Here is a 26,601-nt window from a genome sequence, read left to right as displayed (position 1 = left end):
GATGCGCGGCCCGCATAATATCTGGCGGTTGATCCGCACCGGCGCGACCTTTGAGCGTACCGGCGCCATGGTCGTGGCGCTTGAGGCGATGGAGGTCTCGCCGCGCCTGCGTTTTGCCGCGCGTTTGCTGGGGCGGCCGTTCCGTTTTCTCGGGCTGAAGGGCGACCCCGCGCTGCCGCCTGTCACGCGCGCGATCACCGCGCTCGGGCCTGCCTATATCAAGCTGGGCCAGGTACTCTCAACCCGCCCCGATATTGTTGGCGCCGAGCTGTCCGAGCAGCTGAAATACCTGCAGGACAAGCTGCCGCCCTTCTCGATGGAGGAGGCGCGCCAGATCATTGCCGCAGAATTCGGCGCCCCCGCCGATGCGCTTTTTTCCGAGCTTTCCGAGCCGGTTGCGGCGGCCTCGATTGCCCAGGTTCACCATGCGCGGCTGCGAGACACAGGTGCCGAAGTTGCGGTGAAGGTCCTCCGCCCTGGGATCGAACGCGCCTTCCGCAGGGATATCGACGCCTTTTACTATGCGGCGAAATGGATGGAGCGACTGGCGCCGTTTTCGCGCCGGTTGCGGCCTTCCGATGTGGTCGCGCATTTCGATGGCGTAGTCCAGGGCGAGCTGGATCTGCGGCTGGAATGTGCCGAAGCCGCTGAATTTGCAGAACATACGGCCAAAGATGACCGGCTTGTCGTGCCGCGCCCGCATTGGGGGCTCTCGGGCCGGACGGTGCTGACAATCGACTGGGCCGAGGGGATCGGGCTTAACGAGATTGCCGCAATTGACGCCGCCGGGATCGACCGGGCGGAGCTTGGCCGGCGGGTGCTGGTGCTTTTTCTGTCGCATGCGCTGCGGGACGGATTTTTCCATGCCGATATGCATCAGGGCAATCTGAAGGTCGCGCCGAATGGTGATCTGATCGTCTATGATTTCGGGATCATGGGGCGGATCGACGAATATACCCGCCGTGTCTATGCCGAGATCCTGATGGGCTTCATCCAGAAGGATTATCGCCGCGTAGCCGAAGTGCATTTCGAGGCAGGCTATGTGCCGCCCGACCGCAATATCGACGAATTCGCCCGCGCCCTGCGCGCGGTCGGAGAGCCGATTTTCGGAATGGAGGCGAACCGGATCTCGATGGCAAAGCTGCTGGCCTACCTGTTCGAGGTGACCGAGCGCTTTGGCATGGAAACCCGGACCGAGCTGATCCTTTTGCAGCGCACCATGGTTGTGGTGGAAGGTGTGGCACGAAGCCTCGACCCACATCTGAATATGTGGGAGGTCGCACGGCCGGTGGTCGAATCCTATATCCGCACCAGCATCGGGCCCAAAGCGATGCTGCGCGATCTCTGGCGCACCAGCCGCGTTCTGGCACGGTTTCTGCCCCGGCTTCCGGCTTTGGCAGAGGCAAGGCTGGTTGCTCTGGACGAACGTAACCAGACGCAGCGCCCGGTTCAGGGGTTCGGGTGGGGGACAGTCCTGCTGCTTTCGGCCGCGATGACGCTGGGCTCGCTCGGGGCCGCGGTGCTGATTGCGAAACTGTTTTGAGAGATCAGTTCCGGGCAAGGCGCAAAGCAGTGACCGAACTTGCGGGGACCTCGATCCCGCCTTCGAAAACCAGAACCGTTCCTTTAGCGCCGCCCCGGGCCTCCACGACGCGGCCATAATATTCGACCGGATCCTCGGCTAGAAGCGATCCCTCCCGCCAGCTTTCAAGCGTCAGGATATAGCGGCCATCCGGTAGCCGATTGCCGGCCGCATCCCCCCCAAGCCATTGATAGGGCTCTGCCGAGACGGGCAATTCCTCGCGCGACACCAGATTGCCATGCGAGTCCTGTACAACCAGCACAACCTGATCCGCCGTTGAGGCCGGATTGGGCGAGAGTGTCACCGGGTTGCCAGTGAACCAGACGACATCTGCCGCGGCCCTCGCCTCCTGGCCGACCCAGCCCGCCAGCTGTGCCATTCCCATCAGCGCAAACTCACCTGACATCGCACTGAGCAGCTGATTGGTGCGCACCTGTTGTTCCACGCCGGAAAAAGTTGCGAGCTGTACCGCGAAATCCGTGGCTTCCATAGGGTTCATCGGGTCCTGGTTTTGCATCTGAACGGTGAGCATTTTCAGAAATGTCGTGAAGTCCGATGAGAGCGCCGAGGTTTGAGAGGACGTCTGAGCGGATCCGTAGGCGGAATTCACCGCATTGACCTGCATGTTTTCTCCTACAATCTGAGATAAAGTGAAGCTTGCGGGCCGGACCTTGTATCCGGCACCGAAATCGGGGTCGCGGCAGAAATTGCCGCCTCGCTCACTTCCCGGACAGGGGGTTCCGGGCCAGGCTGTGCGCGCCCCTGATCACCGGCGGAAAGGTTTCCGAATCCAAGGTTCATCTCGCTGAACCCGGCCGCCCTGAATTCCGCCACCAGGCGATCCGCATGGCGGCGAAGGAGATCCAGCGTTTCCGGACGCTCGGCCAGCAAGGTGACCGTCACCTTTTCGCGCTCGGTTTTCACTTCGATCCGCACTGTCCCGAGCTCTTCCGGTGAAAGCCGCAGCTCTGTCACCGGGCCGTTGGCACTTATGACGGCCTGGCTGATCTGGGCCGGAACCTGTACAGGCATCTCGGGGCGTGTGGCCGGTGCCACATGATGCGGTGAAATCTCGCGCAGCGTGGGCATATGATGTGCGCTGAGCGGCGCCGTGCCAGGGTCGGACTGGCTGGTGCCAGTGGGAAGCGGAGCCGCATTGGTGAGGGCATCGGTTTCAATTCTGGTCACGGCACATGCCGCCGGTTGTTGCGAAATTATTTCAGTATTCGCGCCGGTTCTGAGGTCTTCGGGAAGAACCGGTTCAGCCACCTCAGCCTTGGGCCCGGGAACCGCAGATCGCTTTGAAAATGCGATGACCGGCATGGCAAGAGGCAGGGGTTCTGTCCGGGAGTTCCACACTGGCGCGAGGTTTTGAGGCTTCGCCTCTGCCTGGGGCTGCGCGGAACGGCCCGGCGGTGGCAAAGGCGCTGCATCTGCAGGCAGGAACTGATCCGTAAGGTCCGACAGGGGTGTGCTGCCGGTTATGGCCCCTGCAATGTGCGACTGTTGTGGGGCTTCGAGATGGGCCGGCTCAGGCGCGATCCGGGCAGGGGGTTCGCCGGTGTTCACATTCGGATCAAGCGAAGACGGCGCCAGCCGACCAGGCTCTGACCCCGGCAGTGGCGGCGGCGGTGGCGGCAGATGTCGCTGCTCGGGCCATGCCCGCGTGCTTTCAGCGCGGGGCAAGTGGGCGGACGGAGGCGTCTCGATTTCCTGGGGTCCACTCGATGCGAGCACCCGCTCGGGCAACCCATGGGCCGGCCTGAATGGTTCGGCCTGGAGGGGGGGCGCTGCAGCGGCGTCCGGATCCGGAATTCGGGGCTGCGCACCGCTTTCAGGATTTGTTTCAGAGGTCATTTCCGGAGACGGATTTGCGGGTTGCAAGCGGCTCTGACCCTGCGGCGCCGATGGAAGTGTGCCGGGGACGCTAAGCCGATCGTAAGGCAAATCTTGCACTGCGGGCGTGATCGGTTCCGGTAGCTTTCCGGAACTGTTCGTCATCACGGCGAAGGTGGCCCGCGGTCCACGCCCATCCGGCAGGGATATAGGTGCGGGTGCTTCAAAATCTTCGACCCGCGCGAGATCACCCACTGCAGCCTGCCCCGTCTCGGTCGGATGAGGCGGCGCCGGAGCCGGTTTGTCGTCAGGCGACAACTTTTCGACTTCAGGATCACTGCCGGAATGGGCCAGGCTAAACTGGGGTGCGAGCGCGAAGGCGAAGCCGCTATTCTGCTTCGTCCGATCCGCCTCATGCCCACCTGTGGCCAGGGGCAGGTCACAGGTCCCGTCGATATCGGCCAGATCGGGACCCTCAGGCTCTTCTTCCGGAAGCGTGGCCGATGGCGCGGAAACAGGCGGCGGTGTGTCTGTACCATCAGAGGCAAGGTCGAGCGAAAACAGATCCGCCCTTGGCTGATCACCGGCAACGGATTTCGTCCCCGCAAGGCTTACGCCGGCAGAGATTGGCAGGCGAAGAAGCGGCAGGCTGATCTGGACGTTCTGCATATACGGAAATCTCTTCTGAGTCCCGTCGTTTTTGCCAGCATCGGGTTACCGGATGTTTACCGACATCGCGCCAGAGTCGAAAAATTCAACATAAAAGGACCCGATCTGATGGCAGAAATCCAGATCCGGCCGGCTCACATACCGGCGATGAAGCGGGCGCCCGATCCGCATCTCCTGATGGAGAAAGCGCAGGAGATGGAGGCGGTTTTCCTGACGGAGATGCTTGCGCAAAGCGGGCTTGGCGCGACATCCGAGAGTTTTGGCGGAGGGATCGGCGAAGAGCAATTCGGGTCTTTCCTGCGCGCAGAACAGGCGAAACTGATGGTGGAGCGCGGGGGAATCGGTCTCGCTGAAACGCTGTTTCGGGCGATGGGAGGAGATGTGAATGAACTCTGAGACCCTGGTTGACCTGCTGGAGCAGACAAGCCGCGCTCTGCTGGCGGGCGATTTCGCAGCGCTCGATGATCTGGCCCGGGACACCGGGGCGGCACTGGAGGCCCTGCCGGGCGCGGATCCCGAAGCGCTGGACCGCATCCGCGAGATGGCCGCGGCCAATACGGTGCTTTTCGAGGCCGCAGCGCGGGGACTCGCGGCGGCAAAAGGCCGGTTGAACCGCCCGGCGTCGTTTTCGACCTATGATTCCAACGGTCAGCGCGGCGCGGTGCAGGCTGACGAATCGGGCAAAGCGAGGCGGATTTGAGTTTCACCTGGAAAAGCGGGCCAGCGCGAAATCCGGCCACATCGGAGATGATTGGAAGCAATCTTGTAAAATCCGATCATTTTCACGGCAAAACTGACCTGTCGCATTAACAAATTGGCAGGGATGAACTGCAAAGCTGTACCTGCATCCCGATGTGGGGATGGCGCTGAGGGTTGACCCCCGGCAGCGGCCAGAACGCCGGAATTGCCGCCTGCAAGGGCGGTGTTTTCGCCCCCGTGCAAAGCACCCAGGGCAGCCAGAGGAAAACAAAATGTCGTCCATTCTGACGAATTCCAGCGCAATGGTCGCGCTTCAGACCCTCAAAACCATCAACTCCAATATGAACAAGGTCCAGTCGGAGATTTCCACCGGCAAGACAGTCGCCACCGCGCGGGATAACGCCGCTGTCTGGTCGATCTCGAAGGTGATGGAATCCGACGTAAAAGGGTTCAAGGGGATCTCCGACAGCCTCGCGCTTGGCTCCTCCTCGCTCTCGGTCGCCCGCGAAGCCTCTGAGAAGATCCAGGGGCTTCTCAACAGTATGAAAGAAAAGATCGTTTCGGCGCAAAGCGAGAATGTGCCGCGCGAAAAACTTCAGACCGATATCGACGCATTGCGCAATCAGATCGCCGGCATTGTCAGCGGCGCGCAGTTCAGCGGGCTGAACCTCGTCTCCGGCACCGATGATGTCAAATTCCTGGCCTCGCTGGATCGCTCGGATTCGGGTGTCACCACGTCGGACATCACGGTCGCGCGTCAGGATCTCAGCGCAGGCAACGGGACTTTGGGCGTTGCTACAGGCTCGCCCCAGATCCTCGCAGGAGTCGCGGTCATCACCGGAAACATCACGGCGCCGGTCGATCTGGCCGGGGCTGCGGTGACCAGCATCACGAATGGCGCGAATTCGGCGCGACTGGCCGGGGCTGGCCTGGCAATCGGGGCCTCTGCAACGCTGAAGATCAACGGTCAGACCGTCTCGTTCACAAATGACAGCGGTGTTGCCATGACGGCGGCCGAATCGGCAACCCGCATGATCAGCGAGGTCAACAAGCTTGGCCTTGAGGGGGTGACGGCGGTTCTGAACGGCACTTCTAACGTTGATATCCAGTCGAGCCGGGCTTTCGAACAGGTCACCGTCGAACATGTCGCCGGCTTTGCGGCCCCAACCATTCCTACCGCGGGTCAGGGTACGGTCGCCGGTTCGGTTGCCACGATTGCCCAACGTGCCGAAACCTATGTCTTCGGCGGCAATGCGGTCAAGGATGGCGACGGCTATACGCTCAGTGTCGGAGGTGTGGCATACAGCTATGTCGCCGGCAAAGGCGAAACCACTGAGGATGTGGTGCGCGGGTTAAAAATCGCCATCGACGCCGGGAAAGTGCCCGGTCTGTCCACCAGGGTCACCCAGAGTTCGACCGGGGCATGGCAGCTCAATATCGATAACTCCTCCGATACCGCACGCGCAATTGCGGCCAGCTCCGGCACTGTCAATGGCAAGGCTTCGGGGGGCCTCTTCGGGCTCGGCGCGATCGACGTTACCACAATTGCCGGGGCACGCTCTGCGCTGAGCAACATTGAAACCATGATCAACAAGGCCATTGATGCAGCTGCCGAATTCGGCTCGGCTCAGGGCCGGATCGATACCCAGACCAGTTTTGTGTCGTCTCTGACAGATGCGATGACGGCGGGTATCGGCACACTTGTCGACGCCGATATGGAGGAAGCTTCGGCCCGCCTCCAGGCGCTTCAGGTCCAGCAACAGCTGGGCATCCAGGCGCTTTCCATCGCCAACCAGCAGCCACAGAATCTGCTGTCCCTGTTCCGTTAAGGCGCGACGCCGGGGTCGCAGGACCCCGGCCAGCTTTTAAACTATCTCAAGTACGGAACATGTCAGAATGACTCTCAGCTCCAGCCTTGCCTATGCGCAACCGACAGCGCCAATTCGCACCCCGCGCATGGCCGAATACGAGGTTATCGCACGGATCACGCAACGTCTTGTCGCCGCCGATCAGCGGCGCAACGAAGATCGCAGTGGATTTCTCGAGGCAGTATTCCACAACGAAAAACTGTGGTCGACTCTCGCAGCCGATGTAGCGGAGCCCGGAAATGGGCTGCCTGATGCACTTCGTGCGCGGTTATTCTACCTTTATCGCTTTACTGCAGACCATAGCCGGAAGATCCGCCAGAAAACCGCAGATGCCGGCGTTCTCATCGAAATCAACAAGGCGGTCCTGAAAGGATTGCGTGGCGAAGGAGCGGCCACATGACGGGGCTGGTTCTGAAACTCGGCCCGCATGAAAGGGTCCTGATCAATGGTGCGGTGATTGAAAACGGCGATAAGCGGTCGCGGCTTGCGGTTATGACGCCCAATGCGAATATTTTACGGTTGCGCGATGCGCTGCATCCGGATGAAGCCAATACGCCGGTGCGGCGGGTTTGCTATATCGCCCAGCTGGTCCTTTCCGGTGATGCCGCTCCGGGCGACACCAGGTCGCAACTGCTGCGCGGGATTGAACAACTCAGCCAGGTTCTGACGGATCCTGATAGCCGCCGCCTGCTGACCCTTGCCAGCCAGGCTGTCCTTGAGGACCAGCATTATCAGGTTCTTAAGGCACTTCGCGGCCTGCTTCCCCGCGAGACGCGCCTTATGGCAGCGGGAGGAAACTGAGATGAGTTTTCAGCCAGTTCTCCCGGCTGATGGCTATGGCGGCTGGCTTTTGCTGAAGCGAATAATGCCGGCGCAAGAGAAAGCTTTTCAGCAAGCGCCGGTAAATCAGCGCGACGCGCAGTACTTTCGCGATAAAATCGGGACCGTGACCTCGGCCGAGGACCTTGTATCTGATCGCAGGTTGCTAAAGATCGCATTGAGTGCGTTTGGCCTGGAACAAGACATAAATGCGAAGGCATTCGTCAAAAAGATCCTTTCAGATGGAGTCGATTCCCCAAAAGACCTCTCGAATCGTCTAGCGGATAAAAGCTACCGGGCGTTTGCCGCAAGCTTTGGCCTGGATGGAACTCAGCTGCCAAAGACCCTCAGTGAGGGGTTTGCTGATGCTCTGCTTGATCAATATTACGTGCGTCAGTTCGAGGCGGCAGTCGGAGAGAAAAATGACTCTTTCCGACTTGCATTAAACGCGGAAAGAGAGATCGGGAAACTGGCGACTTCCCAGGCGAGCGAGGATACGAAATGGTTTACCATCATGGGAAACAAACCATTGCGGCAGGTCTTTGAAAAATCTTTCGGATTGCCGACCGGGTTTAGCAATCTTGACATTGATCAACAGCTTCGTGTGCTGAAATCCAGGGCGCAAAGCCAGTTTGGTGCCTACACGGTGAGCCAGTTCCGCGAAAGTGCAAAGATGGAGAAACTGGTCAGAAACTACATCGTGCGGGATTCTCTGACTACCATGAACAACTCCCCGGCACAGAATGCCCTCTTGTTGCTAGGTCATGTTGACAAATGGCGGAGCCAGAGCCTGATGCAGGCGACGTCGACGAAGCCCAGGAAGCTTTCGGCGGTTTTGTCGTAGCGGGTTGCAAGGCGGCGGCTGTTTTTCAGGTTGTTGAAGCAGCGCTCGACCATGTTGCGCAGGGTATAGATGGTCATGTCGACAGCCTTGCGCACCCTTCGGTTCTTTCGCATCGGTATCATGGGCAGGGCGTTGCGGCTCTCGATGTCTTCCCGAATTTTATCAGAGTCATAGCCCCTGTCGGCGACCAGAACTGTCGGTTGGGGCAGATTGTCAGCCATCACCAGATCATAGCCGGTGTAGTCGGAATCCTGCCCCGGCGTGATCTCGGTCCTCATCGGGAGGCCTGCGCCGTTGACGCGGAGATGGATCTTGGTCGAGAAGTGGAAGGTGGTCCAGAAAACGATCCAGTGGATCGTTTTCCCACCGGACGCTCTCGAACGGCCAGGAGCCTCTTGTCAGCAGTCCCCCTTTTGCGCCCGCCGCATGATGATGAGCGCGGATCACAGTGCTGTCGACCATCTGGAGCTTGTCTGGCGCGATCCCAGCGTGGTTCAGCGCATCCAGGATATCCTCCCACAATCCCGCCAAAGTCCACCGGCGGAACTGACGGTAGACCGAGGACCACTTGCCAAACTCTTTGGGCAGATCACGCCATGGCGCACCAGTCCTTGTGATCCAGGAAATTCCATCGAGAACAAGACGATGGTCCGCAGGTTTCCGCCCGTTAGAGTGCCGGGCGGCACGAATGAAGCCCTCGAAGAAGGTCCACTCATAGTCGGATATCAGGTTGCGTGCCAAGCTCATCTCCCACGTAGAGATGAGCTTGAATCATAGGACGAATGCCAGCGGAATCCCTTTTGTCAACACGACCTAGAGATCATCGGCTGAGTTGGTAGCGATGAGCGGGGTTGCCACGGCGCCCGAGCGCCGCGTGGTGGCGTTTCGGCAGCGTCCCGGGCTGACATGACAACACTCGCGGTGTTTACCATTCACTGGACCTCGCATTGCCACGGGGTGCGAACAGTCTACGCGAAAGAGGCCAGTTATCCTTGCTGCCGTCTGCGAACGGATAACAGCAAAACGCGGATGGAATCGCGCAGCAAAGTTTCTCGCTCGCTGGGGAGATAGCTGCCCGGGCAGCGGTAAAAAACCAGGTCGCGCCCTGGATTTGTCTCGGCCGGGACGCGTTGCGTGCGGGCCCAGGGCTCGGGATGACCGGGACTGAGTGGGCAAAAATATGGCCCCAAGAGACAATGCCTCCCGGATAACTCTGGCACCCGGTGATGCCGGGCGGAGGAGCCAGGGCCGGGGGCATCTGCGTGAGGTCATTGACAGCCTGCTGATTTAGTCCGACGCTTAGAGCGTTTTTCCTTGCGCTGTCAGAGCTTCGGTTCGTTCATCCGTCATGGTTGTCAGGTCTGGCCTGCTCGCGGCGCCACCCTCCGTTCATGCTGCGAGCAGCTTCTGCAGTCTGGCGAGGTTTCCTGCAGCCCGCGTCAGGATGTAGCGCGCCCGTGCGCGTTCGGTGCTGCGAAAGGTGGCTTGAGCAGCACCTCAGTTGGTTTAAGATCAGATGAACGACTGTTCGATCCGTTGCAGTGCCTGAGGGAGAGCACGTAGCCCTTGTGCCGGGTGGCGCGCCAGTCGATTGCTGAATAGCGCGCCTGTCTCACTCGACATGTGGAGTGACGCAGGCCTGGCGAAGGGTCGAGCGCAGCCTTCTCAGGGGCATTCGATCACCTGCATAGCCACAGCCTGGATCACGGCAGAGGGCGGCCCCCCTATTGTGGCAACCGCGCACATGGCAGGAGTGGTGGCCGTCTTGCCATCGATCCGCGTGATCCTCTGTAACGGGGGAGCGGCACCATTTGTTCGGCCCCGTGGTGGGGAGAACACAGACATGCAGGCCGGGCATGGGGGTGACCCTGTGGCAGGGTCTGCCATCAGGCGCGTTCTGCCGATGGGGTGGCGCGATGCACCTGGAATTACGCCCGACCGGATCCCGCCGATAAACCTCGCAGGCCGGGGCTGTCCTCGACGGGATCAATCTTAAGAGCGGCCTGGGATAACCACCACCTGAGAAGAGCGGGCGGATTGTAACCAGCCCATCTGTTCATATCCTCAGGTTGATGTCATTGAATATAAATGCAATCGCAAAGTGATTTCCGGGTGACGAGCCGGACCAACGATATGAGGCAGATCCATGAAATATCTGGCGGTATGGTTCCTTGCTTTAGCCATGCTCGCGGGCTGCGGCGGTGGCGGTGGCGGTACGGATTTGCCACCAGGCAAAGGCGTCGATGTCGCAGCATTTGAAACCTACCAGACAAAGCATAACCAGCGAAACCGTGTGCGATCGCGCATCACTGTGACCGAGGCCGAGCAGAAGGCTCTCGACGCGTTCGATTCTCCCGCCGGCGGCCCCGCAGGCTATCTCAGCCTGATCGATCTTACTGGCACCCCCTATGCGCAGCATATGACGATAGAGGTGATTGCCAGCGTAGGACCCGACACCGGGAAAGCGACCCGTCTTTTGCGTCTCACCGCTGACCAGTCGCAATTCATCAATGAACGCAATGGCAGGCTGATCGAGGCCAAGGGGAAATACTACTTCCGGGGGGAGAGTTTTGCCTGGGTCACCATCGATGACGGCCCGCTTTTGTCGGGCCATCATGCCCAGGGGCTGGAAAATCTCGTGCTTGATTTCGATGCGCAGACAGCGTCGATCAGCCTGCGCACCGGCACCGATAACGGGTCCGAGACATGGATCGAACTGAGGGGGGAAAACCTGCCCTTCAATATCCGCAGCGGGGCCTATGGCGGGGATGTCAGCATCGCGGTGCGTCACCCGGCGCTGGAGGGGACGATTGCGGGTTCCCTGCGCGGCAATGTCGGCGGCACGCCGGGCTATAGCAACGACCAGCATGGCATGACGACGTCGGGGCTTTATACCGGCAGCGGCACCCTGACCAGTGACCAGGGCAGCCATGAGGTTTCGGTGGACGGTGTCTTCTTCGGCCGCGATCCGAATGCCAAGCCGTAAATCGCTGCGGTGCTGGTTCCGCGCGGCACTTGTCGGGGTCTGTCTTGCCGGGGCCGTATCCGGGCAGTCGGCAGCCGATCCTGCCGATCTGATGCGCAACGCTTTTCTGAGCGGCTCTGACCGTCTTCGCCTGCGGGCTTTCGGCACCGCACTTGAGGCCGGGCACCTGGGGCCAGCGGAAACCCTGTTCATGCGCCGCGAGCTTCTGGCGCAGGGCTATGGGGTTGAGCCGGGGCAGCTGTCCCTGACGGCGCGGCGACTGAGCTTTGCGCCGGTGCTGGGCTGGGACGGCAATATCAATGGCGGCGTTTTGCAGGACCGGCTGACCATTGGCGGCCTGGTGCTTGAGGCGGACCCGGCGTTTCGCGCGAAGGCCGGGCTGGTCTTTGGCGGCGCGGGCGGGGCGATGGCACGCTTTGCCTGGGGACCGGGGCGGGTGGTCGAGCTTACTGCAGGCGGGGAACTGGCCTGGTCGCCGCGTCATGAGATCGGCCGTGCAGATTCTGCACTCAGCCTCTGTTCGCGTAATCATGTGCAGGACTGGGTGTTTCTCGACCTCTGCGCGCTGGGCACCCGCAGCTGGCGCGAGCTTGATACCAGCAACGCCCATCGTCTTTCAGCAGAGCTGTCAAAGGTCTTTGCCACTGGCAGGAGCGTCCAGGAGGCCGGGTTGAGATATGAAGCTGTCTCGACCTCCGGCGGAATGCAGGACCGGCTCCGCCTGTCGCTGGAACGGATCGGATCCGCGGGTGTCAGCGATATCGCGCTGACCCTGGGGGCCAGAATGGATGAAACAACCGTCCTGCGGCAGCGGATCGAGGCGGGCTATTCCTGGGCCCGGGCGGGGCGCGACTGGCGTGTTGATCTCTGGTATCAGCGGGCGGAGGGCGGCGCCTTCCTTGGTCAGCCGCGCGAAGATCGCAGCCAAGGCTTTGGTGTTTCGGCCTCGCTGCGCCCCGGGGTAACGCTGCGGCTCGGGGTGATGTCCAGCCGCTCTACCGCGGCGATTGCGAATTATGACCAGATCACCTTTGACATCCGCTTCAGCAATCTGCTGCGTTAAACGGCGTCACTCTGCCACGACACAGCGGTTACGGCCTGACGTCTTGGCGGCGTAAAGCGCGTGATCCGCGCGCGCCAGCCAGGCGTCACGGCTCTCTCCCGCCCGGTGGTCGGCGATCCCGATGCTGAGCGTCACATTTGCCCCGGCGATCTCATCGAGCTTGCGGGTGGCGATCTCGTTGCGCAGCCGGTCGGCAAAGGCCAGCGCGCCCGTGGCATCGGCGCCAGGCAGCAACACAGCAAATTCCTCGCCCCCAAGCCGCCCGAGCGCATCGCTTTTGCGCAGGCTGGACTGGATCGTGGTCGACACTGTCTTCAGCACGATGTCACCCACCGGATGGCCGAATGTATCATTGACCAGTTTGAAGCGATCAAGGTCGATCATCAGAAGGGAGGCAGGCTCTTCGCGACCGGCCAGGCGGTCCATGCGCTCATGAAGGCGCGGCGGGTGAGGCTGCCGGTCAGACTGTCCTGACGGGCGATCAGCCGCAGCTCGAATTGCGACATCACCACTTTGGCGAAATTCTCCAGCACCGTCTTATCGGCATCGCTGAATTTGCGCAGCCCGGTGTCAAAAACACAGATCGCGCCGATATTATACCCGTCCGGGCTGGTCAGCGGCACGCCGAGGTAAGATCGGATACTCGCCTCGCCGGTCACGAAAGGATTGTCGGAAAACCGGCTGTCTGCAGTGGCATCTTCGACCGCCAGCGCGCTGGTGCCGCGAATCGTATGATCGCAAAAGGCATCGCCCCGGCCACATTCCAGCGGCTCCAGCCCGGCGGCGGCTTTCATCCATTGCCGCTCGCTGTCGATCAGATTGATCGCGGCATATTTCGTGTTGAAGATGGATTTCACGAGGGCGACGATATCGGAAAACTCTGTCTCGGGCGCGCTGTCGAGGATCTCATAACGCCGCAGCGCGGCAAGGCGCCCGGCCTCGTCATTCAGCCTGAACAATGGCTTAATCGTCATTTTTGGTCTCCAGGGCCGCAATGAGATCCGCGCCATAGCTGCGCAAAAGCTCTGCTACAAGCTCACGGATATCGTTGGTCTCCCGGCCAGCTGCACGCAAAGAAGCAGCGAGGCCGACAAGATTTGCACAGTGGCGTTCAAGCGCCGGGCGAAGGGCGTCGGGCAGATCCTTCCACTGCGGCAGGCCACGATCCAACTCCTGGGCCACCATCTCGCTTGCTTCCATGGATAATCTCCTGTGCTGCGCATTATTGTTGATTAATTTATTGAATAGCTCAATCCTGTGACGCCATCGGTAAAGACTTCCCGTCCCGACCGTCGGCCATGTGCCACACCTCCCGGCAAAAATTAACCAGTGCGTTGCCTTTTCGGCTGGAATCAGATCATCCTGGGGTTGTGGGTCGTGGGGGCGATCCCGAAAACGATAATAATGTCCTGATCCGGCCCGGAAGCATGACGAATAGAGCAGACTATCCCCGCATCGGCAGAATGATCGCCGGAGCATTCCTCTGCGCCCTGTTGACGGGCTGCGGATATGAAATCGATACCTTCGGTCTGACACAAAAACAGATCGAGGACCGTGAGCTGTTTCATCCGGTTCCGGCCGCGAAGGCATGGGCCAACCCGCAGGGGATGACCTTTGTGATGCAGCGCGGCTTGCTCGGCGGGTCTGAGCAGCGGATCGGGCTGCCAAACAACGTGGCGGTGCGCGGCGATAACCTTCTGATTCTGCGCACGCGGTTGGGCCATCTGGCGGCGGCGCGCTTCAGGTTTGAAGAATTCGTGACCCGGATCGGCGGCGCGCCTGCGCCGTTCACTTCGGTGAAACCGGGTGCCCTGATGACCGGCGAAGACAGTCTCGGCCTTTATTTCTGGACCGAAGAGGCGGTCGGGCCCAATGTGACCTGCGTTCTCGCGCTCAGGCGGCTGACCCAGGCCGAGCGTGGCCTGCCGCAGGGCGCGCGGGTGATGGATGTGATGCTGCGCAACTGCATCGCCGGGACGGCCGCCGAGGCGCTGGTGCCGGTGCTGGATGCGAGCATTGGCTATGGCGCGGTGGCGGGCAATACCGGCGGCGGCAGCACAAGGATGCTTTCCCCGCTTGCGGCGCCAGGCGCCGATCTGGAATGGAAATGAGAAGATGCGCAAGGTGACCCCCCAGCACAAGGCCGAGGGCGCATATGAGCTCTGATCGTATCCGCAATGGCGTCCTGCTTCTCCTCTGGCTGATCGGTATGACGCCGGTTCTGGTGCTGGCCTCGATCCCAGTCTCGAATGCGGCCCAGGCCATGCTGGGGCTTGCCGCGTTGCTGCTGGTGATTTTGCTCAAGCCCTTTGCCGGGAATATCATCTGCCGCGTCGCGATGATGAGCGTCGCCAGCGTCCTGGTGCTGCGTTACTGGATCTGGCGGCTGACCTCGACGCTGCCCGATCCGGGGCTGACGGTCTCTTTCGTGCTGGCCATCGCGCTGCTGGTGGTCGAAACCTATTCTATCCTCGTCTTCTTCCTGAACGCCTTTATCACCGCCGATCCGGTCGAGCGCGCTTTGCCACCGCGCGTCGAGCCCGAGAACCTGCCCAGCGTCGATATCCTCGTGCCGTCTTACAATGAGCCGACCGAGATGCTGGCGGTGACCCTGTCGGCGGCGCGCAACATGATCTACCCGGCGCGGCTGCGCACGGTGGTGCTGTGCGATGACGGCGGCACCGATCAGCGCTGCAATTCGCCCGACCCGGAGCTTGCCGCAAGGTCAAAGGCGCGGCGCGCCGAATTGCAGGCGCTCTGCGCCGAACTCGGCGTGGTCTATTCGACCCGCGCGAAGAACGAACATGCGAAAGCCGGCAATATGAGCGCGGCGCTGGCAAAGCTGAATGGCGATCTGGTGGTGGTGTTTGACGCCGACCACGTGCCATCTCGCGATTTTCTCGCCCGCACAGTCGGCTATTTCGTCGAGGATCCAAAGCTTTTCCTCGTTCAGACCCCGCATTTTTTCATCAATAAAGACCCGATCGAGCGCAATCTTGATCTGAAATGCCCGCCCGAAAATGAGATGTTTTATGGCCGCATCCATCCCGGGCTTGATCGCTGGGGCGGGGCGTTCTTTTGCGGCTCGGCCGCCGTTCTGCGCCGCAAGGCGCTGGATTCGGTGGGCGGCTTTGCCGGTGAGACCATCACCGAGGATGCCGAAACCGCACTTGAGATTCATTCCAAGGGCTGGCGCAGCCTGTATCTGGACCGCGCGATGATCGCCGGGCTGCAGCCCGAGACTTTTGCGTCTTTCATCCAGCAACGTGGTCGCTGGGCTTCGGGCATGATGCAGATGTTCATGCTGAAAAACCCGATCTTCCGCCCGGGGCTGCGGCCGTTCCAGCGGCTGTGCTACCTGAATTCGATGGCCTTCTGGCTGTTCCCGCTGGTCAGGATGACCTATCTTCTGGCGCCGCTCGCCTATCTGTTTTTCGGCGTCGAAATCTTCGTCACCACCTTCCGCGAGGCCATGGCCTATACGCTGAGCTATATGGCGGTGAGCCTTCTGGTGCAGAATGCCATCTTCTCGCGCTACCGATGGCCGCTGATTTCCGAGGTCTATGAGGTCGCCCAGGCCCCCTATCTCGCCAAGGCGATCATCAGTACCATCCTCAGGCCGCGCGGCGCGAAATTCAACGTGACCGCAAAGGATGAGACCCTCGTCGAGGATTACATCTCGCCCATCGCAGGGCCGCTTGTGGGATTGTTCTTCCTGATGCTTGCGGGGCTTGTCGCGCTTGTCATTCGCTGGATCGCTTTTCCGGGGGATCATTCGGTGCTTTCCGTGGTCGGCGTCTGGGCGGTGATCAACTTCCTGCTGGTTGGCCTCTCGCTGCGCGCCGTGTCCGAGAAACAGCAGCGCCGCAGCTCGCCGCGTGTCGAGATCCGCGAAGAAGGCACGGTTCGCTGGGAAGGCTCGGGCGAGAAAGCGCTGCCGGCCGAGGTGTTTGACGTTTCGACCAGCGGGTTGAAGATGCGGCTGACCGGCCTGCCGCAGGGCGCCGGCAGCCGTATGGTGGTCAAGGGTGACGAGGTCGTGTTCCGCCCGCGCTTCCCCCATGCGCCGCATCTGGAACGCGAGGTCCGGGCCGTGGTCCGCGCTGTGTTCAACGAGGCCGGACATGGCATTGCCGTCGGGGTGCAGTTCCTGCCCGATCAGCCGATGATCGTGCGCGAGGCGGTGGCGCAGCTTTTGTTCGGCTCGTCGGAAAACTGGCTGGCGATCCGTCAGAACAGCCGCCGGGGCAAAGGCCTGCTGATGGGGCTGGGCTATGTGTTCTGGCTCTCGCTCAGCTCTTTGCCAAAAACCCTGGGCGATTTCCTGCGCGAACCAGGCCGCCGTCGCCGCGCCGCCCTCTTTGCAAAGCAAAGCCCGAAACCCGCGCATCTTGTGACCTTCGGCGCCGATTTCGATGCCGAGGAATACCGGCTGGATCAGACAAAGCTCGCTCCCGAGGCCTTTATCGGTGTGGAGAAAGCGCAATGACCGCACCGCTGATCACAGAAATCTTCGGTGGGGGCAGGCTGATCTTGGCCTCGCTGGTGCTTGCCGTCTTTGGGGCGGGTGGTCCGGTCATGGCCGAAACCCCGCAGATCGAATTGCCTTCCCCCTTTCGGAAAGCCCCGCCGAAACCCGGGCCGAAACCCGGGCCGAAACTCCCGCCGAAACCGCGCCCGTAAATCAGACGGAAGCGCCGGAAGACGGGATCATCCGCCTGCCAGCGCCGGTGCAAACCGAAGCAGAGGCGGAGGTTCCGGAGGACGCGCCCGGCGAAGAGGCCGCGATCGCGCAGATACCGGTTGACCGTGACCGCAGCGCGGGCAGCGCCACTGCCAGCACGGGCTGGCTCATCCGGCCCCGGCCTGCGACCCTCCTGCCCGATGGGGTGCAGGTGGGGGCGAGCCTCGTGGCGCCCGGCACCATCCGGCTGACCGGTGAAACCGCCGGGGTGGATCTGCGCCTCGACCTGCCTGCGGGGACTGTTCTGCCCGAAACACTGCAGCTTACCCTGCATTCCAGCGTCAATGTCCTGCCTGATCAGGCCATGATGCAGATCGTGGTGAATGATGCGGATCCGGTTGGGATCAGGCTTGATCAGCTGGGGGATTTCACCGGGGTCACGGTCGAGACTGCGGCGCTGATCCCTGGCAGCAACCGCATCAGACTGTCTTTGCAGCAGCCGCACCGGATTTTCTGCGGCCCGGAGGCCACATTCGGCGTCTGGACCGAGATCGACCTGACCAATAGCGGTGTCTTGATTGATGACAGCGCCTTGCCTGCGGATGCAGCGGGCTTCGCGCTGGCGGCGCAAAGCGAGACCGCCGGCGGACGCAACCTTCTCTTGCTGGCTGATGAGGCGACGGACCCCGCGCTGATCCGAAGCCTGTCTGAACAGCTGGAACGGGCGCTCGGGCCGGGGGGAGGCGTTGCTCAGTCCTCTTTCTACAGCCTGGAGCCACGGGAAATCGCCTCAGTCGCGCTGATCCCCTCGGATCGGCCGAATGCGCTGGTGCGGCGCGGCGCCGCGCGCGGGCTGGTGCTTCAGGTGGAGTATCAGGACGGCACCCTGCCTGACCTGACCCCTTTCTGGCCGCCTTCCCGCCGGCACTGCCCGAAAGCGCGCCCGCGATCCGGCCTGGGGAAAAGACCCTGCTTTCCGATCTGGGAATCGCAGATGTGGTTGGAAATACCCATTATTTCCGCCGCGATCTTCCCTTTTCGCTGCCCGCAGACTGGTTGCTGATGGCCAATCAAAAGGCCCGCCTCGACCTGCATTACGGCTTTGCCCGCAATCTGCCGCATGGCGCGATTCTGCTTGTGAAGGTCAATGACGAGACCATCCGGCTCTTGCCGCTTGACCAGAATGGCGGCGAAGTACTGCCGGTGCTGCCGGTAAGCTTCAACGCCAATCTTCTGCATCCGGGCCGCAACACGCTGTCCTTTGAAATGATGGTGCCCGGCAATCCCCCGGACGGGGCCTGCCCGGTCCGCCGCGCGGATCTGCTGGCGGTGTTAAACGACAGCAGTCTGACCATCCCGCCGTCTCCTTCTATGGTGCTGCCGGGGCTTGCCGCCGTATTGTTGCGGCTGGACCCGTCGGGTGTGATCGCGCCCGAAGGCGCCATCGAGTATAAAAAGCTCGCGCAGGATGCGATGCGGATCGCAGCCAAACTGGCCCCTGTGACCGAGATGTCGGGCACGGTCAGGCTGCAGGTCGTCGGGCTGAGCGATTTCGGCCTGGTGCCATTCGAGAAAACCGATCTCAGCCTGAACACCGTGCAGCGTGTGCTCTTTCCGCTGAACGACCCGCCGCAGGTTGCCGCAGAACCGGCCCCTGGCGGCACGCCCGCAGCCAATGGTCGCGCGACCAGCACCCCTGCATTCACCCTGGTCGAAGACGCGGATCCCGAGGCGCCGGGGCAGCCGGAGGATCCTGCCGCAGTCGGGGGCTTTGTCCGCGACCTCTGGCAGAGTTTTTCGCCCTCTGCCCTGCTTGCGCACGAATACAGGCTGTTGCGTGAAAGCTCTTTCGTCGGCACCTCGCAGAGCCTGCCGGACTGGCTGGAGGGGCGCCGGGGCCAGGCCCTGCTGCTGCGCCCCGACTTCACCGAACGCGGCGAGCTCTGGCTGATGCTGGGGCCGGGCGTGGCCCCAGAGGCGATCGGTGAGGCGCTGAACCGTCTGCGTGTGGCGTCGATGGCCCAGGGAGAGGCCGCATTGCTCCAGGCGGATGGCAGCTGGCAGGTCTGGACCCCGATCCGCCCGCCGCGCATGCTGACCGTGCCTGATGCAGGCGGGATGCGGACGGCTCTGGGCAATTACGCCTCCTGGTCGCCGCTTTTGTTTACACTTGCGATGCTGGGGCTGACGCTCCTCTCGGCGATTCCGGCCTTGCTTTATGTGTTGTTGAGCCGACGGGGGCGGGAAGAGCGATGAACCGCAGGTCCTTTCTTGGCGCAGGATTGGGGGCAGCGCTTGTGATGCCGCTTTTACCGCATACCGCCATGGCCAGCGTCAGCCCCTTTGCACCGGATCATCCGTTACAGGAAAGCTGGCGGGCCTGGAAAGCCCTCTGCCTTGCGCCGGACGGTCGGGTGGTCGACGGTTTTCAGGGCGATGCCAGCCATTCCGAAGGCCAGGGCTATGGGCTGACCCTTGCCGCGCTGTTCGGCGATGATGCGGCGGTGACGCAGATCATCCGCTGGACCGAAACCAATCTCGCCATCCGCGAGGATGCGCTGCTGGCCTGGCGCTGGCGGCCCGATGCCACCCCGCATGTCACGGATCGCAACAATGCAAGTGACGGCGATCTTTTCTACGCCTGGGGACTGAGCCTTGCGGCACCGCTGAGCGACAGTAAGGCCCGTCTTGCGCGCGCGGTGGCCATTGCTGGCGATCTGGCGCGGCGCTGCAGCGCCCCCTGTCCGGACGGGTCCGGCAGGCTGATCCTTCTGCCCGGAACAAGTGGTTTCCGGCGCGATGAAGGGATTGTCGTCAACCCCTCCTATTACATGGCACGGGCATTGCGCGACCTTGCAGCACTCGCCTCGCTGCCCGACCTTGCCCGGCTGGCCGCGGATGGCGACACGCTGATCGCGGCGCTGGCCGCGCGCGGCCCGGTGCCGGACTGGGTCATGGTAACGGCTCAGGGCGTGGCCCCGGCGCCGCAACCCTTTTCCGGGGTTTCGGGCTACGAGGCGGTGCGGGTTCCGCTTTTCGCGCTCTGGTCGGATCAGCCGCAAAGCCCGGCGGTGCGCGCCTATGCGTCGCGGATGGCGGCGGCGGGGGATGCTGGCGGCGTTGCCACGGTTTTCGATACCGCCGGCACTGGCGTTTTTGAACGCAGCGCCCATCCCGGCTATGCAGCACTTGGTGCGCTGGCCGATTGCGTGACCAGCAATGCGGTCGGCTCGGTGATGCCCGGCTTTACCGACGATCAGCCCTATTATCCGGCCACGCTGCATCTGATGGCGCTGGTCGTCCAGGCCTCCAGCTTTCAAAGATGTGTGCCGATATGATGCGTTCCCTTCTGCTTTGCGCCCTTTTTCTGACGGCAGCCGGCCCGGCTGCGGCCCAGGAGGTTTCTGCGCCCGCCCCGGATGAACTGTTGGCGCTCAGCTTTTATGTGCAGCAAAAGGATCAGGCTTCGGTTGAGGCCGAACTGCGCCGGTTGCAGTTGAAATACCCGGCCTGGAAACCGCCTGCGGATATGAGCAGGCTGACGGTGACCGGCCCATCGACCGAGATTGATGACATTTTTCGCCTGATCGCGGCGGGGCAGATCGACCAGGCCCGCGCGCTGATTGCCGCGACACGCGCGGAATTTCCGTCCTGGGAGCCACCTTCCGCGATGACCGATCTGCTCGCGATTGCGGATGGCCAGATGCGGTTTGACGCGGCGCTGGCGGCGGGAAATCTCAGTCAGGCGGTCTCGGTGGCCTCGTCGGTGCCGGGGTTGTTGCGCTGTGACCGGATCAACAACGCCTGGCGTATCGCCGAGGCCCAGGCGGCGGCAGGGTGGGCGGCGGATGCGCTTGGCACCTATCGTGCGGTGGCAGGAACCTGTGTCGTGGCGGCGGATCTGATCGCAACGCTGGAAAAGGCCAATGCGGTTGCAAGCGAGGCAGAGATCCTCGCTCTCCTGTCGCAGGTGGGCCAGCGCCTGCCCGCCATGGATCCGGAATTGCAGGCGCTGCGCAGCCGTTTGCTTGCCGGGCGTGGCCATGATGTGACCGCGCCTGCGGCTGTGGTGACCGCGCCTGCGGAGCCGCCGAAAACCGGGAAGACGCCGAAAGCAACACCGGCCCCGGCATCTTCTGGCGAAACGGTACCCGCGCGACCGGCGGCCAAAGCGCCGGCCGCTCAGGGCGGGGCCGGCGGCAGCGGCTTTCAGGCTGCTGCTGCGGCAGGAGACTGGCCGCGCTGTCTTGCGCTCTCCTCCGGCTCGCGCGTGGCCTCGGTGATCTATCAGCGCGGCTGGTGCGCCTATAATCTCGACCAGCCGATGGAGGCGGTGCAGAGCTTTAAAGCGGCGCTGAAGGCCGGGCTGCAAGCGGATCAGCGCCGGGATGCTGCCTATGGTCTGGCACTGGCCCATCTGAAAATGCAAATGCCCGAGGAAGCCTCACGCATCGCGGCATCGACCGATTTCACCCGAAAACAACGGCTTGATATCGAGCGCCAGATCCTCGATCAGCGGGGCGTGAGTGCCTATAAAAACAAGCGTTACAAACAGGCGATCGCCTATTTTGACGCGCTTGAACAGCTGGGCGGCGGTCTGCGCCGCGACCTTGCCATCCTGCGGGCCTATGCCTGGCTGAGCCTCGGGGACCGCGCCGAGGCGCGGCGGCAATTCCAGAAACTCAACAGTGAGCTGTCGACCGACGAAACCCGCCGCGGCCTGCGTGCGACCAGCGGCGGCTAGGCGGGCGATCCGGGGCTTCGGGTAGCAAAGGCCACGCGAAGCTCGTCTCTTCGACGATCAGGACGGGAGAGAGACGGTCTGATTGCAAGCGCTGGTCAGAGTGCGTGACCTCAGGCTTACGATGATCGACTTCGCCATTTCCACGCTCCACTTCTATGAACGAAAGGGGCTGATCACCTCCGAGAGACCTTTAGCCAATCATCGGGTCTTTCGGCGTGAAATCCTGATGGGGGCCAGCGCGTGGACGAACAGTCCGCGTCTGTCCTTCATCCATGCCGCCAACCGCCGCGAGGAGTAACAGCTACGTCGTCAGGGTCGCCAAGACGAACCGCCGCGTCCACCGAAGCCCCCGGGCAACCCGCCCACCAAATCCGGAGACCACTGGCTGACCGGCGAACAGATGCGCCGGAAGATCGCCGAGGAAGCCGACTTATGCGACCCGGCCTTCGTGGGACGAGATGGAGAGCGCCCTGACCCCCACCACGGTCATTGGGCGGTCGCGCGGCCCCAAGAGCCAGCAGGAACAACCCTTTGTGATCGGGATCGGAGGTAGAGTTCGCGCCGTATCCGCCACCGGCACATGGCTGCTGTCCCCGACATGCAGTGGTCTGCCATCAGGGACAAGGCCATCCCGGAAAGCTGGTGGACCAAGCATTCCGGCGGGAATCTGGAAAAGGAAACCCTGTCTGCTATGTCCTGCGGCAGGATGACATGCGCAGTCTCGCCACTCAGGACAAAAACGGCAGGCGCTGGTGGCTCGAACCGAAGGCCTATGATCGCGACGAGTTTCGGGAAGCGCGGCACCGGCTAGAATCGCGTGAAGCCCGACCGGCCAGTATGCCGCTATGATGGCTTTTGCACGAGCGAGTCGTATTAGACGACATGGCACTAAGTGTTTGCAATTATTCGGGAAATTGGTCGGAGCGAGAGGATTCGAACCTCCGACCCCCTGCTCCCGAAGCAGGTGCGCTACCAGGCTGCGCTACGCTCCGACCATTGAGGCGGGATAGCGCCAGAGCAGGGGTTTTGCAAGGGGCATTCCCGGCTCTTTGCAGGAAATCAACGCGAGGCGGCCGGCCGGCGGTGTTTGGGGGGCATCGAGGCGGAGAGTCGGGGCGGGTCGGCCTGCGGCCTGGTGCTGGCCGGCCCCCCGCCTATTGCAGGACAGAGGTGCTGCAGCTGTAGTCGTCGAGGATAAGATCTGCCTGGGCCACGCTGATTCCCAGGAGATCCAGCAAAGCCTGCACGATGGCATCCACCCCAGCGAGGCGAGGAGTGAGGAAATGCTGCTGATCAGGCCGCTGAGCACCGAAAGCAGCGCGGAGACCGTCGCATTCACCACCGTAAACAGCGGGCAGGAAAGCAGGGACAGCAACCCTCCCTCGCAGGCCCTGGCATTGACCTGGGCCTGCAGATCATTTCGGACCGAATCGAGGAAAGTGCTGACATCGGCGACCAGGCGGGAAAGGGTCAGCGGGTTGCGCACCGGCACCGGCTTGCGGAACTGGTCGAGGCGGATCGGCACATCCTTAACCCGCGCGCCAGCTTGACACGGTTCATATCTGCGGGTGCGACATTGGCACGGGAATCGAGCAGCCCGACCCTGAGTGCAAGCTCGACCGGCGCGGTCTCGGCCCGAAAGAGTGCGAGCTGATCCGCGGGCTGAGTCGCCCCGCAATTGAGGCTGAGCGCGACGGCGTCTGCCGTCCCCAGGCCCACATTCAGAGCGACCCGCAAGAGTGCGGTATTCCCGGCGTTGATCGTATCTGCGCCAAGCGCCACATCGACCTGCGACACCGAGGCACGTGGCGGCGGGGTGTCTCCGATCCGGCCAATGCCAATCACCGGCGGGCGCACAAGGCCGATCTTCAGCCCGACATTGGCCAGCGGCCCGAGATTGAGCCCGGTGCCAATATCCAGCCGCTGTTTGGGATCGGCGGCAAGACCGAGGAAGGCCATCACCAGATCAAAGGCATTCACCGTTACATCCGGCAGCACATCCCCGATCCTGGCGTTCAACAGGCCGGGCGAGATGTTCATCACTTCGGCGAGGGTCACCGGCTGACCGCCATGCGCCGCCGCTGGCAGGGCGCCCGCCGGCAGACCTCCGGCCTGGACGAGTCCGGTAAAAAGGCGCGGCCCTGTCAGGGGCAAATGCAGCACATCGTTAAAGGTGAAGACCTCGGTTGCAAGACCAAGCGAGACCAGTGACAGGAGATCCTCGACTTTGACCCTGGTATTCGCCAGCCCTTCATAGCTGAGAACCGGCACGTTCAGCCCGATCCCAAGGCCAGAGAGCACCGGATCGAGGATCGCTTTGCGGGTGTTCACCCCGAGCAGGCGGTTGCGCAGCGTGAAGACCACCACAGCCTGTTGCCCCGCCACGGCCGAGCGCCTGATCACCACATTCTCATCGCGCATGACCGGGCCAAGAAGCAGCGGATGGTAGCGCGAGGGCACCTTTACCATCACCGCGCTGGCGCCGGTCGGACTGGCCTGGTTCGCATGTGGCACAAACCCGCCTTGCGCGCTGTAGCTGCCGAGCAGGATATCCGAATTTTGCAATTCGATCTCACCATAGAGCGTGTTCACCGCCACCACTTTGCGGGCAATGGCGCGCACCTTCACCGGATCGGGCAGGAACCGCGCCGCGCTTTGGGCGGCCAGGTCAGCCTGAGACTGGGTATAGCGTTTCTGCGCATTGAGCCGCACGGCATCTGTTGCCAGGCCACCGATCAGCATCAGGATCGGAAAGATCACCACGAAAAAGATCGTCACGCTGCCGGTGGTATCGGCAAGCCAGCGGCGCAGGGCGCCAATATGTGGAAAACGGATCATGTCGGGTGGCATTGTCCGGAAGAGCTGCGGCCATCAGTGCACTGTCGCTCACTGTGGCCGCAGCTCTTCCTTCCACCAAGAAGATTAAGCCTCTGTTTCTATTAAACTCTTACTGACATGCTCACGCCGCTTCAGACCGGCGGACGCGGACCTTGTCTATGGCGCGGCCATTCATCGCGACGATCTCGAATTCCAGCCCGTCGAATTCCAGCTTTTCTCCTTCGACCGGCATATTGCCATGCCGCCAGAGGATATAGCCGGCAAGGGTCGAATAGCGCTCGGTTTCATCCTCGAGATCGGCCTCGAACAGCGCGCTCGCGCGGCGGATATCCATCCAGCCATCGACCAGCCAGGACCCATCCTCGGCGCGTTCCTCGGTCAGAGGCGCTTCATCCTCGTCGGGGAAGTCGCCGGCAATCGCCTCCAGCACATCGGTGGGGGTGACGATCCCTTCGAGAGATCCGAATTCGTCAACGATCACGGCAAGCTGCACCGGGGCCCGGCGCAGCTGCTCCATCAGGCGCAGCACCGAGACGCTTTCATGCAGCACCAGCGGTTCTCGCACCGAACGCTCGACACTGATATGACCATCCGTCAGCAGATCGCGCATCAGATCACGCGCCAGCGCCACGCCTGAAAACTCATCGAGGCTGCCGCGTGCGATCAGGAAACGGGAATGCTTCTGATCGAGGATCTGTTCGCGGATCTTCGCCTCGTCGGAGTCGAGATCGATCCAGTCGATCTCGTTCCTTGGTGTCATCACCGAGGTCGCAGGCCGGTCGGTGAGACCCAGAACACCCTGGATCATCTCTTTCTCTTCCTGCGCGAACAGGGCCTGCTCGGCCGAGCGGTCGGCGATCACATCCGCTGTGCCGCCCAGATCCTCGCCCTTACGCCCGCCCAGAAGCCGCAACACCGCCTCGGCCGTGCGGTCGCGCAGGTCGCCCGAGGTGATGTAGCGTTCGCGATTGGCGCGGCCGATCTGGTTCAGCGCCTCGATCCCCACCGAGAAGCCGATGGCGGCATAGAGATAGCCCTTCGGGATGTGGAAGCCGAAACCCTCAACAATCAGCGAGAAACCGATCATCATAAGGAAGCCAAGGCAGAGAATGACCACGGTCGGGTGTTTTGAGACGAAATTCATCAGCGTCTTCGACATCAGCAGCATGACCGCCATCGCGACCAGCACGGCGATATACATGATGGAAAGATGCTGAACCATGCCGACGGCGGTGATCACCGAATCCAGCGAAAACACCGCATCCAGCACCACGATCTGCAAAAGGACCTGCCAGAAGGCGACCTGGACGACAGACCCCTCTTTTTGGCCGGAATGCCCCTCCAGCCGCTCATGCAGCTCCATTGTTCCTTTGAACAGCAGGAACAGACCGCCGAAGATCAGGATGAGATCGCGCCCCGAGAAACCATGTCCGAATATGGTGAACAGGTTTGACTGCAGCGTCACGATCCAGGCGATCGAGGCCAGCAGTACAAAACGCATGATCAAAGCCAGCGACAGGCCGATAATGCGGGCGCGGTCGCGCTGATGCGCGGGCAGCTTGTCGGCGAGGACGGCAATGAAGACGAGGTTGTCGATCCCCAGGACGATCTCAAGAACGATCAGTGTCGCGAGGCCGGCCCAGGCGGCCGGGTCAGACATCCATTCAAATAACACGAGGCTTGGCTCCGAAGTGAGAAAGCCGCGCCGGGATCATCCCGGCGCGGTTGGCGTAATGGTTGGCGTGACTGCCCGCAAAAGGGCAGGGCAGGGGTATCAGGGGTAAGAGGGGCCTTCTTACGAAGGTTTCCCTTCGTCGGGGCGCGGGGGCTGGGCGTCGAGACTTCGCCCTATACTGCCTGAGCCCTCATCCGAGGGGGCCGGCGCGGCGGCCGGTTCGGCAGAAGAGGTGCCACGGCCTGCGCCTGTGACACCCGTGTTGCAGGTGCCCCGCGATCTGGCGGGGGCGCG

The 26,601-nt window shown here is 62.2% G+C and carries 26 protein-coding genes and 1 tRNA gene; 17 read left to right on the top strand and 10 right to left on the bottom strand.

The window, feature by feature from the left end:
* The first annotated feature begins 1 nt into the window (after position 1).
* Positions 2–1,543 (top strand): 2-polyprenylphenol 6-hydroxylase, encoded by a 1,542-nt coding sequence (ubiB, locus tag QNO18_RS03215; RefSeq protein ID WP_283176500.1) that lies wholly within the window; start codon positions 2–4, stop codon positions 1,541–1,543.
* Between the two features lie 4 nt (positions 1,544–1,547).
* Here ubiB and QNO18_RS03210 read toward each other — a convergent pair whose 3' ends face one another.
* Positions 1,548–2,207, bottom strand: a complete 660-nt coding sequence (locus tag QNO18_RS03210; protein ID WP_283176499.1) for a flagellar hook capping FlgD N-terminal domain-containing protein — start codon at positions 2,205–2,207, stop codon at positions 1,548–1,550.
* A gap of 8 nt (positions 2,208–2,215) precedes the next feature.
* A complete protein-coding gene (locus QNO18_RS03205; protein WP_283176498.1) occupies positions 2,216–2,770 on the bottom strand; it encodes a flagellar hook-length control protein FliK in 555 nt (184 codons plus the stop codon).
* Positions 2,771–3,763: 993 nt separating this feature from the next.
* Between QNO18_RS03205 and QNO18_RS25585 the strand changes: the two genes are divergently transcribed.
* The 6 genes from QNO18_RS25585 (at position 3,764) to QNO18_RS03175 (ending at position 8,317) form a co-directional block, all read left to right on the top strand.
* Positions 3,764–4,483, top strand: a complete 720-nt coding sequence (locus QNO18_RS25585; protein ID WP_349293829.1) for a rod-binding protein — start codon at positions 3,764–3,766, stop codon at positions 4,481–4,483.
* Positions 4,473–4,787 (top strand): hypothetical protein, encoded by a 315-nt coding sequence (locus tag QNO18_RS03195; RefSeq protein WP_283176497.1) that lies wholly within the window; start codon positions 4,473–4,475, stop codon positions 4,785–4,787. Before QNO18_RS25585 ends, QNO18_RS03195 begins: the two co-directional genes overlap by 11 nt.
* Positions 4,788–5,058: 271 nt before the next feature.
* Positions 5,059–6,615: a flagellin gene (locus QNO18_RS03190; RefSeq protein ID WP_283176496.1), complete on the top strand. Its 1,557-nt coding sequence runs from the start codon at positions 5,059–5,061 to the stop codon at positions 6,613–6,615.
* A gap of 67 nt (positions 6,616–6,682) precedes the next feature.
* Positions 6,683–7,054, top strand: coding sequence for a flagellar biosynthesis regulator FlaF (flaF, locus tag QNO18_RS03185; protein WP_283176495.1), 372 nt, complete (start codon positions 6,683–6,685; stop codon positions 7,052–7,054).
* Positions 7,051–7,455: a flagellar biosynthesis repressor FlbT gene (flbT, locus tag QNO18_RS03180; RefSeq protein ID WP_198835321.1), complete on the top strand. Its 405-nt coding sequence runs from the start codon at positions 7,051–7,053 to the stop codon at positions 7,453–7,455. Before flaF ends, flbT begins: the two co-directional genes overlap by 4 nt.
* A 1-nt stretch (position 7,456) precedes the next feature.
* Complete coding sequence (locus tag QNO18_RS03175) at positions 7,457–8,317, top strand: DUF1217 domain-containing protein (protein WP_283176494.1); 861 nt, start codon at positions 7,457–7,459, stop codon at positions 8,315–8,317.
* Here QNO18_RS03175 and QNO18_RS03170 read toward each other — a convergent pair.
* A protein-coding gene (locus tag QNO18_RS03170; RefSeq protein ID WP_283176493.1) for an IS5 family transposase occupies positions 8,236–9,064 on the bottom strand; the annotation gives its coding sequence in 2 pieces (ribosomal slippage) (positions 8,236–8,715 and positions 8,717–9,064; 828 coding nt in all). The two genes, QNO18_RS03175 and QNO18_RS03170, sit on opposite strands and share 82 nt — an antisense overlap.
* A gap of 1,399 nt (positions 9,065–10,463) precedes the next feature.
* Between QNO18_RS03170 and QNO18_RS03165 the strand changes: the two genes are divergently transcribed.
* Together QNO18_RS03165 and QNO18_RS03160 are read left to right on the top strand one after the other, a co-directional pair.
* Complete coding sequence (locus QNO18_RS03165) at positions 10,464–11,303, top strand: hypothetical protein (RefSeq protein WP_283176492.1); 840 nt, start codon at positions 10,464–10,466, stop codon at positions 11,301–11,303.
* Positions 11,290–12,366 (top strand): hypothetical protein, encoded by a 1,077-nt coding sequence (locus tag QNO18_RS03160; protein ID WP_283176491.1) that lies wholly within the window; start codon positions 11,290–11,292, stop codon positions 12,364–12,366. The genes QNO18_RS03165 and QNO18_RS03160 overlap by 14 nt, the downstream gene beginning before the upstream one ends.
* A gap of 6 nt (positions 12,367–12,372) precedes the next feature.
* Here the strand turns inward: QNO18_RS03160 and QNO18_RS03155 are convergent, their stop codons facing one another.
* From QNO18_RS03155 to QNO18_RS03140, 4 genes are all read right to left on the bottom strand, one after another.
* Positions 12,373–12,792, bottom strand: coding sequence for a GGDEF domain-containing protein (locus QNO18_RS03155; RefSeq protein ID WP_283176490.1), 420 nt, complete (start codon positions 12,790–12,792; stop codon positions 12,373–12,375).
* Complete coding sequence (locus tag QNO18_RS03150) at positions 12,750–13,340, bottom strand: GAF domain-containing protein (protein WP_283176489.1); 591 nt, start codon at positions 13,338–13,340, stop codon at positions 12,750–12,752. Before QNO18_RS03150 ends, QNO18_RS03155 begins: the two co-directional genes overlap by 43 nt.
* Positions 13,330–13,566: a hypothetical protein gene (locus QNO18_RS03145; RefSeq protein WP_283176488.1), complete on the bottom strand. Its 237-nt coding sequence runs from the start codon at positions 13,564–13,566 to the stop codon at positions 13,330–13,332. The genes QNO18_RS03150 and QNO18_RS03145 overlap by 11 nt, the downstream gene beginning before the upstream one ends.
* 152 nt (positions 13,567–13,718) lie before the next feature.
* On the bottom strand, positions 13,719–13,934 hold the full coding sequence (locus QNO18_RS03140) for a hypothetical protein (protein WP_283176487.1): 216 nt from the start codon (positions 13,932–13,934) through the stop codon (positions 13,719–13,721).
* A gap of 51 nt (positions 13,935–13,985) precedes the next feature.
* Here QNO18_RS03140 and QNO18_RS03135 point away from each other — a divergent pair, with 51 nt between their 5' ends.
* From QNO18_RS03135 to QNO18_RS03100, 8 genes are all read left to right on the top strand, one after another.
* Complete coding sequence (locus QNO18_RS03135) at positions 13,986–14,477, top strand: hypothetical protein (RefSeq protein ID WP_283176486.1); 492 nt, start codon at positions 13,986–13,988, stop codon at positions 14,475–14,477.
* A 44-nt stretch (positions 14,478–14,521) separates the two neighbouring features.
* Positions 14,522–16,855, top strand: a complete 2,334-nt coding sequence (gene bcsA, locus QNO18_RS03130) for a UDP-forming cellulose synthase catalytic subunit (protein ID WP_283176485.1) — start codon at positions 14,522–14,524, stop codon at positions 16,853–16,855.
* On the top strand, positions 16,852–17,049 hold the full coding sequence (locus tag QNO18_RS03125; protein WP_283176484.1) for a hypothetical protein: 198 nt from the start codon (positions 16,852–16,854) through the stop codon (positions 17,047–17,049). Before bcsA ends, QNO18_RS03125 begins: the two co-directional genes overlap by 4 nt.
* A 47-nt stretch (positions 17,050–17,096) precedes the next feature.
* Complete coding sequence (locus QNO18_RS03120; RefSeq protein ID WP_283176483.1) at positions 17,097–18,113, top strand: cellulose biosynthesis cyclic di-GMP-binding regulatory protein BcsB; 1,017 nt, start codon at positions 17,097–17,099, stop codon at positions 18,111–18,113.
* On the top strand, positions 17,999–19,306 hold the full coding sequence (locus QNO18_RS03115) for a cellulose biosynthesis cyclic di-GMP-binding regulatory protein BcsB (protein ID WP_349293879.1): 1,308 nt from the start codon (positions 17,999–18,001) through the stop codon (positions 19,304–19,306). Before QNO18_RS03120 ends, QNO18_RS03115 begins: the two co-directional genes overlap by 115 nt.
* Positions 19,303–20,388 carry a glycosyl hydrolase family 8 gene (locus QNO18_RS03110; protein ID WP_283176482.1) on the top strand — a complete coding sequence of 362 codons (1,086 nt, stop codon included), beginning with the start codon at positions 19,303–19,305 and terminating at the stop codon, positions 20,386–20,388. Before QNO18_RS03115 ends, QNO18_RS03110 begins: the two co-directional genes overlap by 4 nt.
* An 89-nt stretch (positions 20,389–20,477) precedes the next feature.
* The gene (locus QNO18_RS03105; RefSeq protein ID WP_283176481.1) at positions 20,478–21,794 is read left to right on the top strand and encodes a hypothetical protein; all 1,317 of its coding nucleotides are present in this window, start codon (positions 20,478–20,480) and stop codon (positions 21,792–21,794) included.
* A 121-nt stretch (positions 21,795–21,915) separates the two neighbouring features.
* Positions 21,916–22,092 (top strand): MerR family DNA-binding transcriptional regulator, encoded by a 177-nt coding sequence (locus tag QNO18_RS03100; protein ID WP_283176480.1) that lies wholly within the window; start codon positions 21,916–21,918, stop codon positions 22,090–22,092.
* 617 nt (positions 22,093–22,709) lie between these two features.
* On the opposite strand, the gene QNO18_RS03095 is transcribed toward QNO18_RS03100, so the two are convergent.
* The 3 genes from QNO18_RS03095 to QNO18_RS03085 all read right to left on the bottom strand — a co-directional run bounded on the left by QNO18_RS03095 (position 22,710) and on the right by QNO18_RS03085 (position 26,292).
* A tRNA-Pro gene (locus QNO18_RS03095) sits at positions 22,710–22,786 on the bottom strand.
* A 478-nt stretch (positions 22,787–23,264) separates the two neighbouring features.
* Entirely contained in the window at positions 23,265–24,632 is a 1,368-nt protein-coding gene (locus tag QNO18_RS03090) for a pilus assembly protein TadG-related protein (protein WP_283176479.1), read from the bottom strand.
* A 121-nt stretch (positions 24,633–24,753) separates the two neighbouring features.
* Entirely contained in the window at positions 24,754–26,292 is a 1,539-nt protein-coding gene (locus tag QNO18_RS03085; RefSeq protein WP_283176478.1) for a TerC family protein, read from the bottom strand.
* Between the last annotated feature and the right edge of the window lie 309 nt (positions 26,293–26,601).

The sequence above is a fragment of the Gemmobacter sp. 24YEA27 genome (assembly GCF_030052995.1).
GTDB lineage: Bacteria > Pseudomonadota > Alphaproteobacteria > Rhodobacterales > Rhodobacteraceae > Pseudogemmobacter.
Note: the sequence above shows the minus strand (reverse complement) of the source record. Positions and strands in the feature narration are given on the sequence as shown.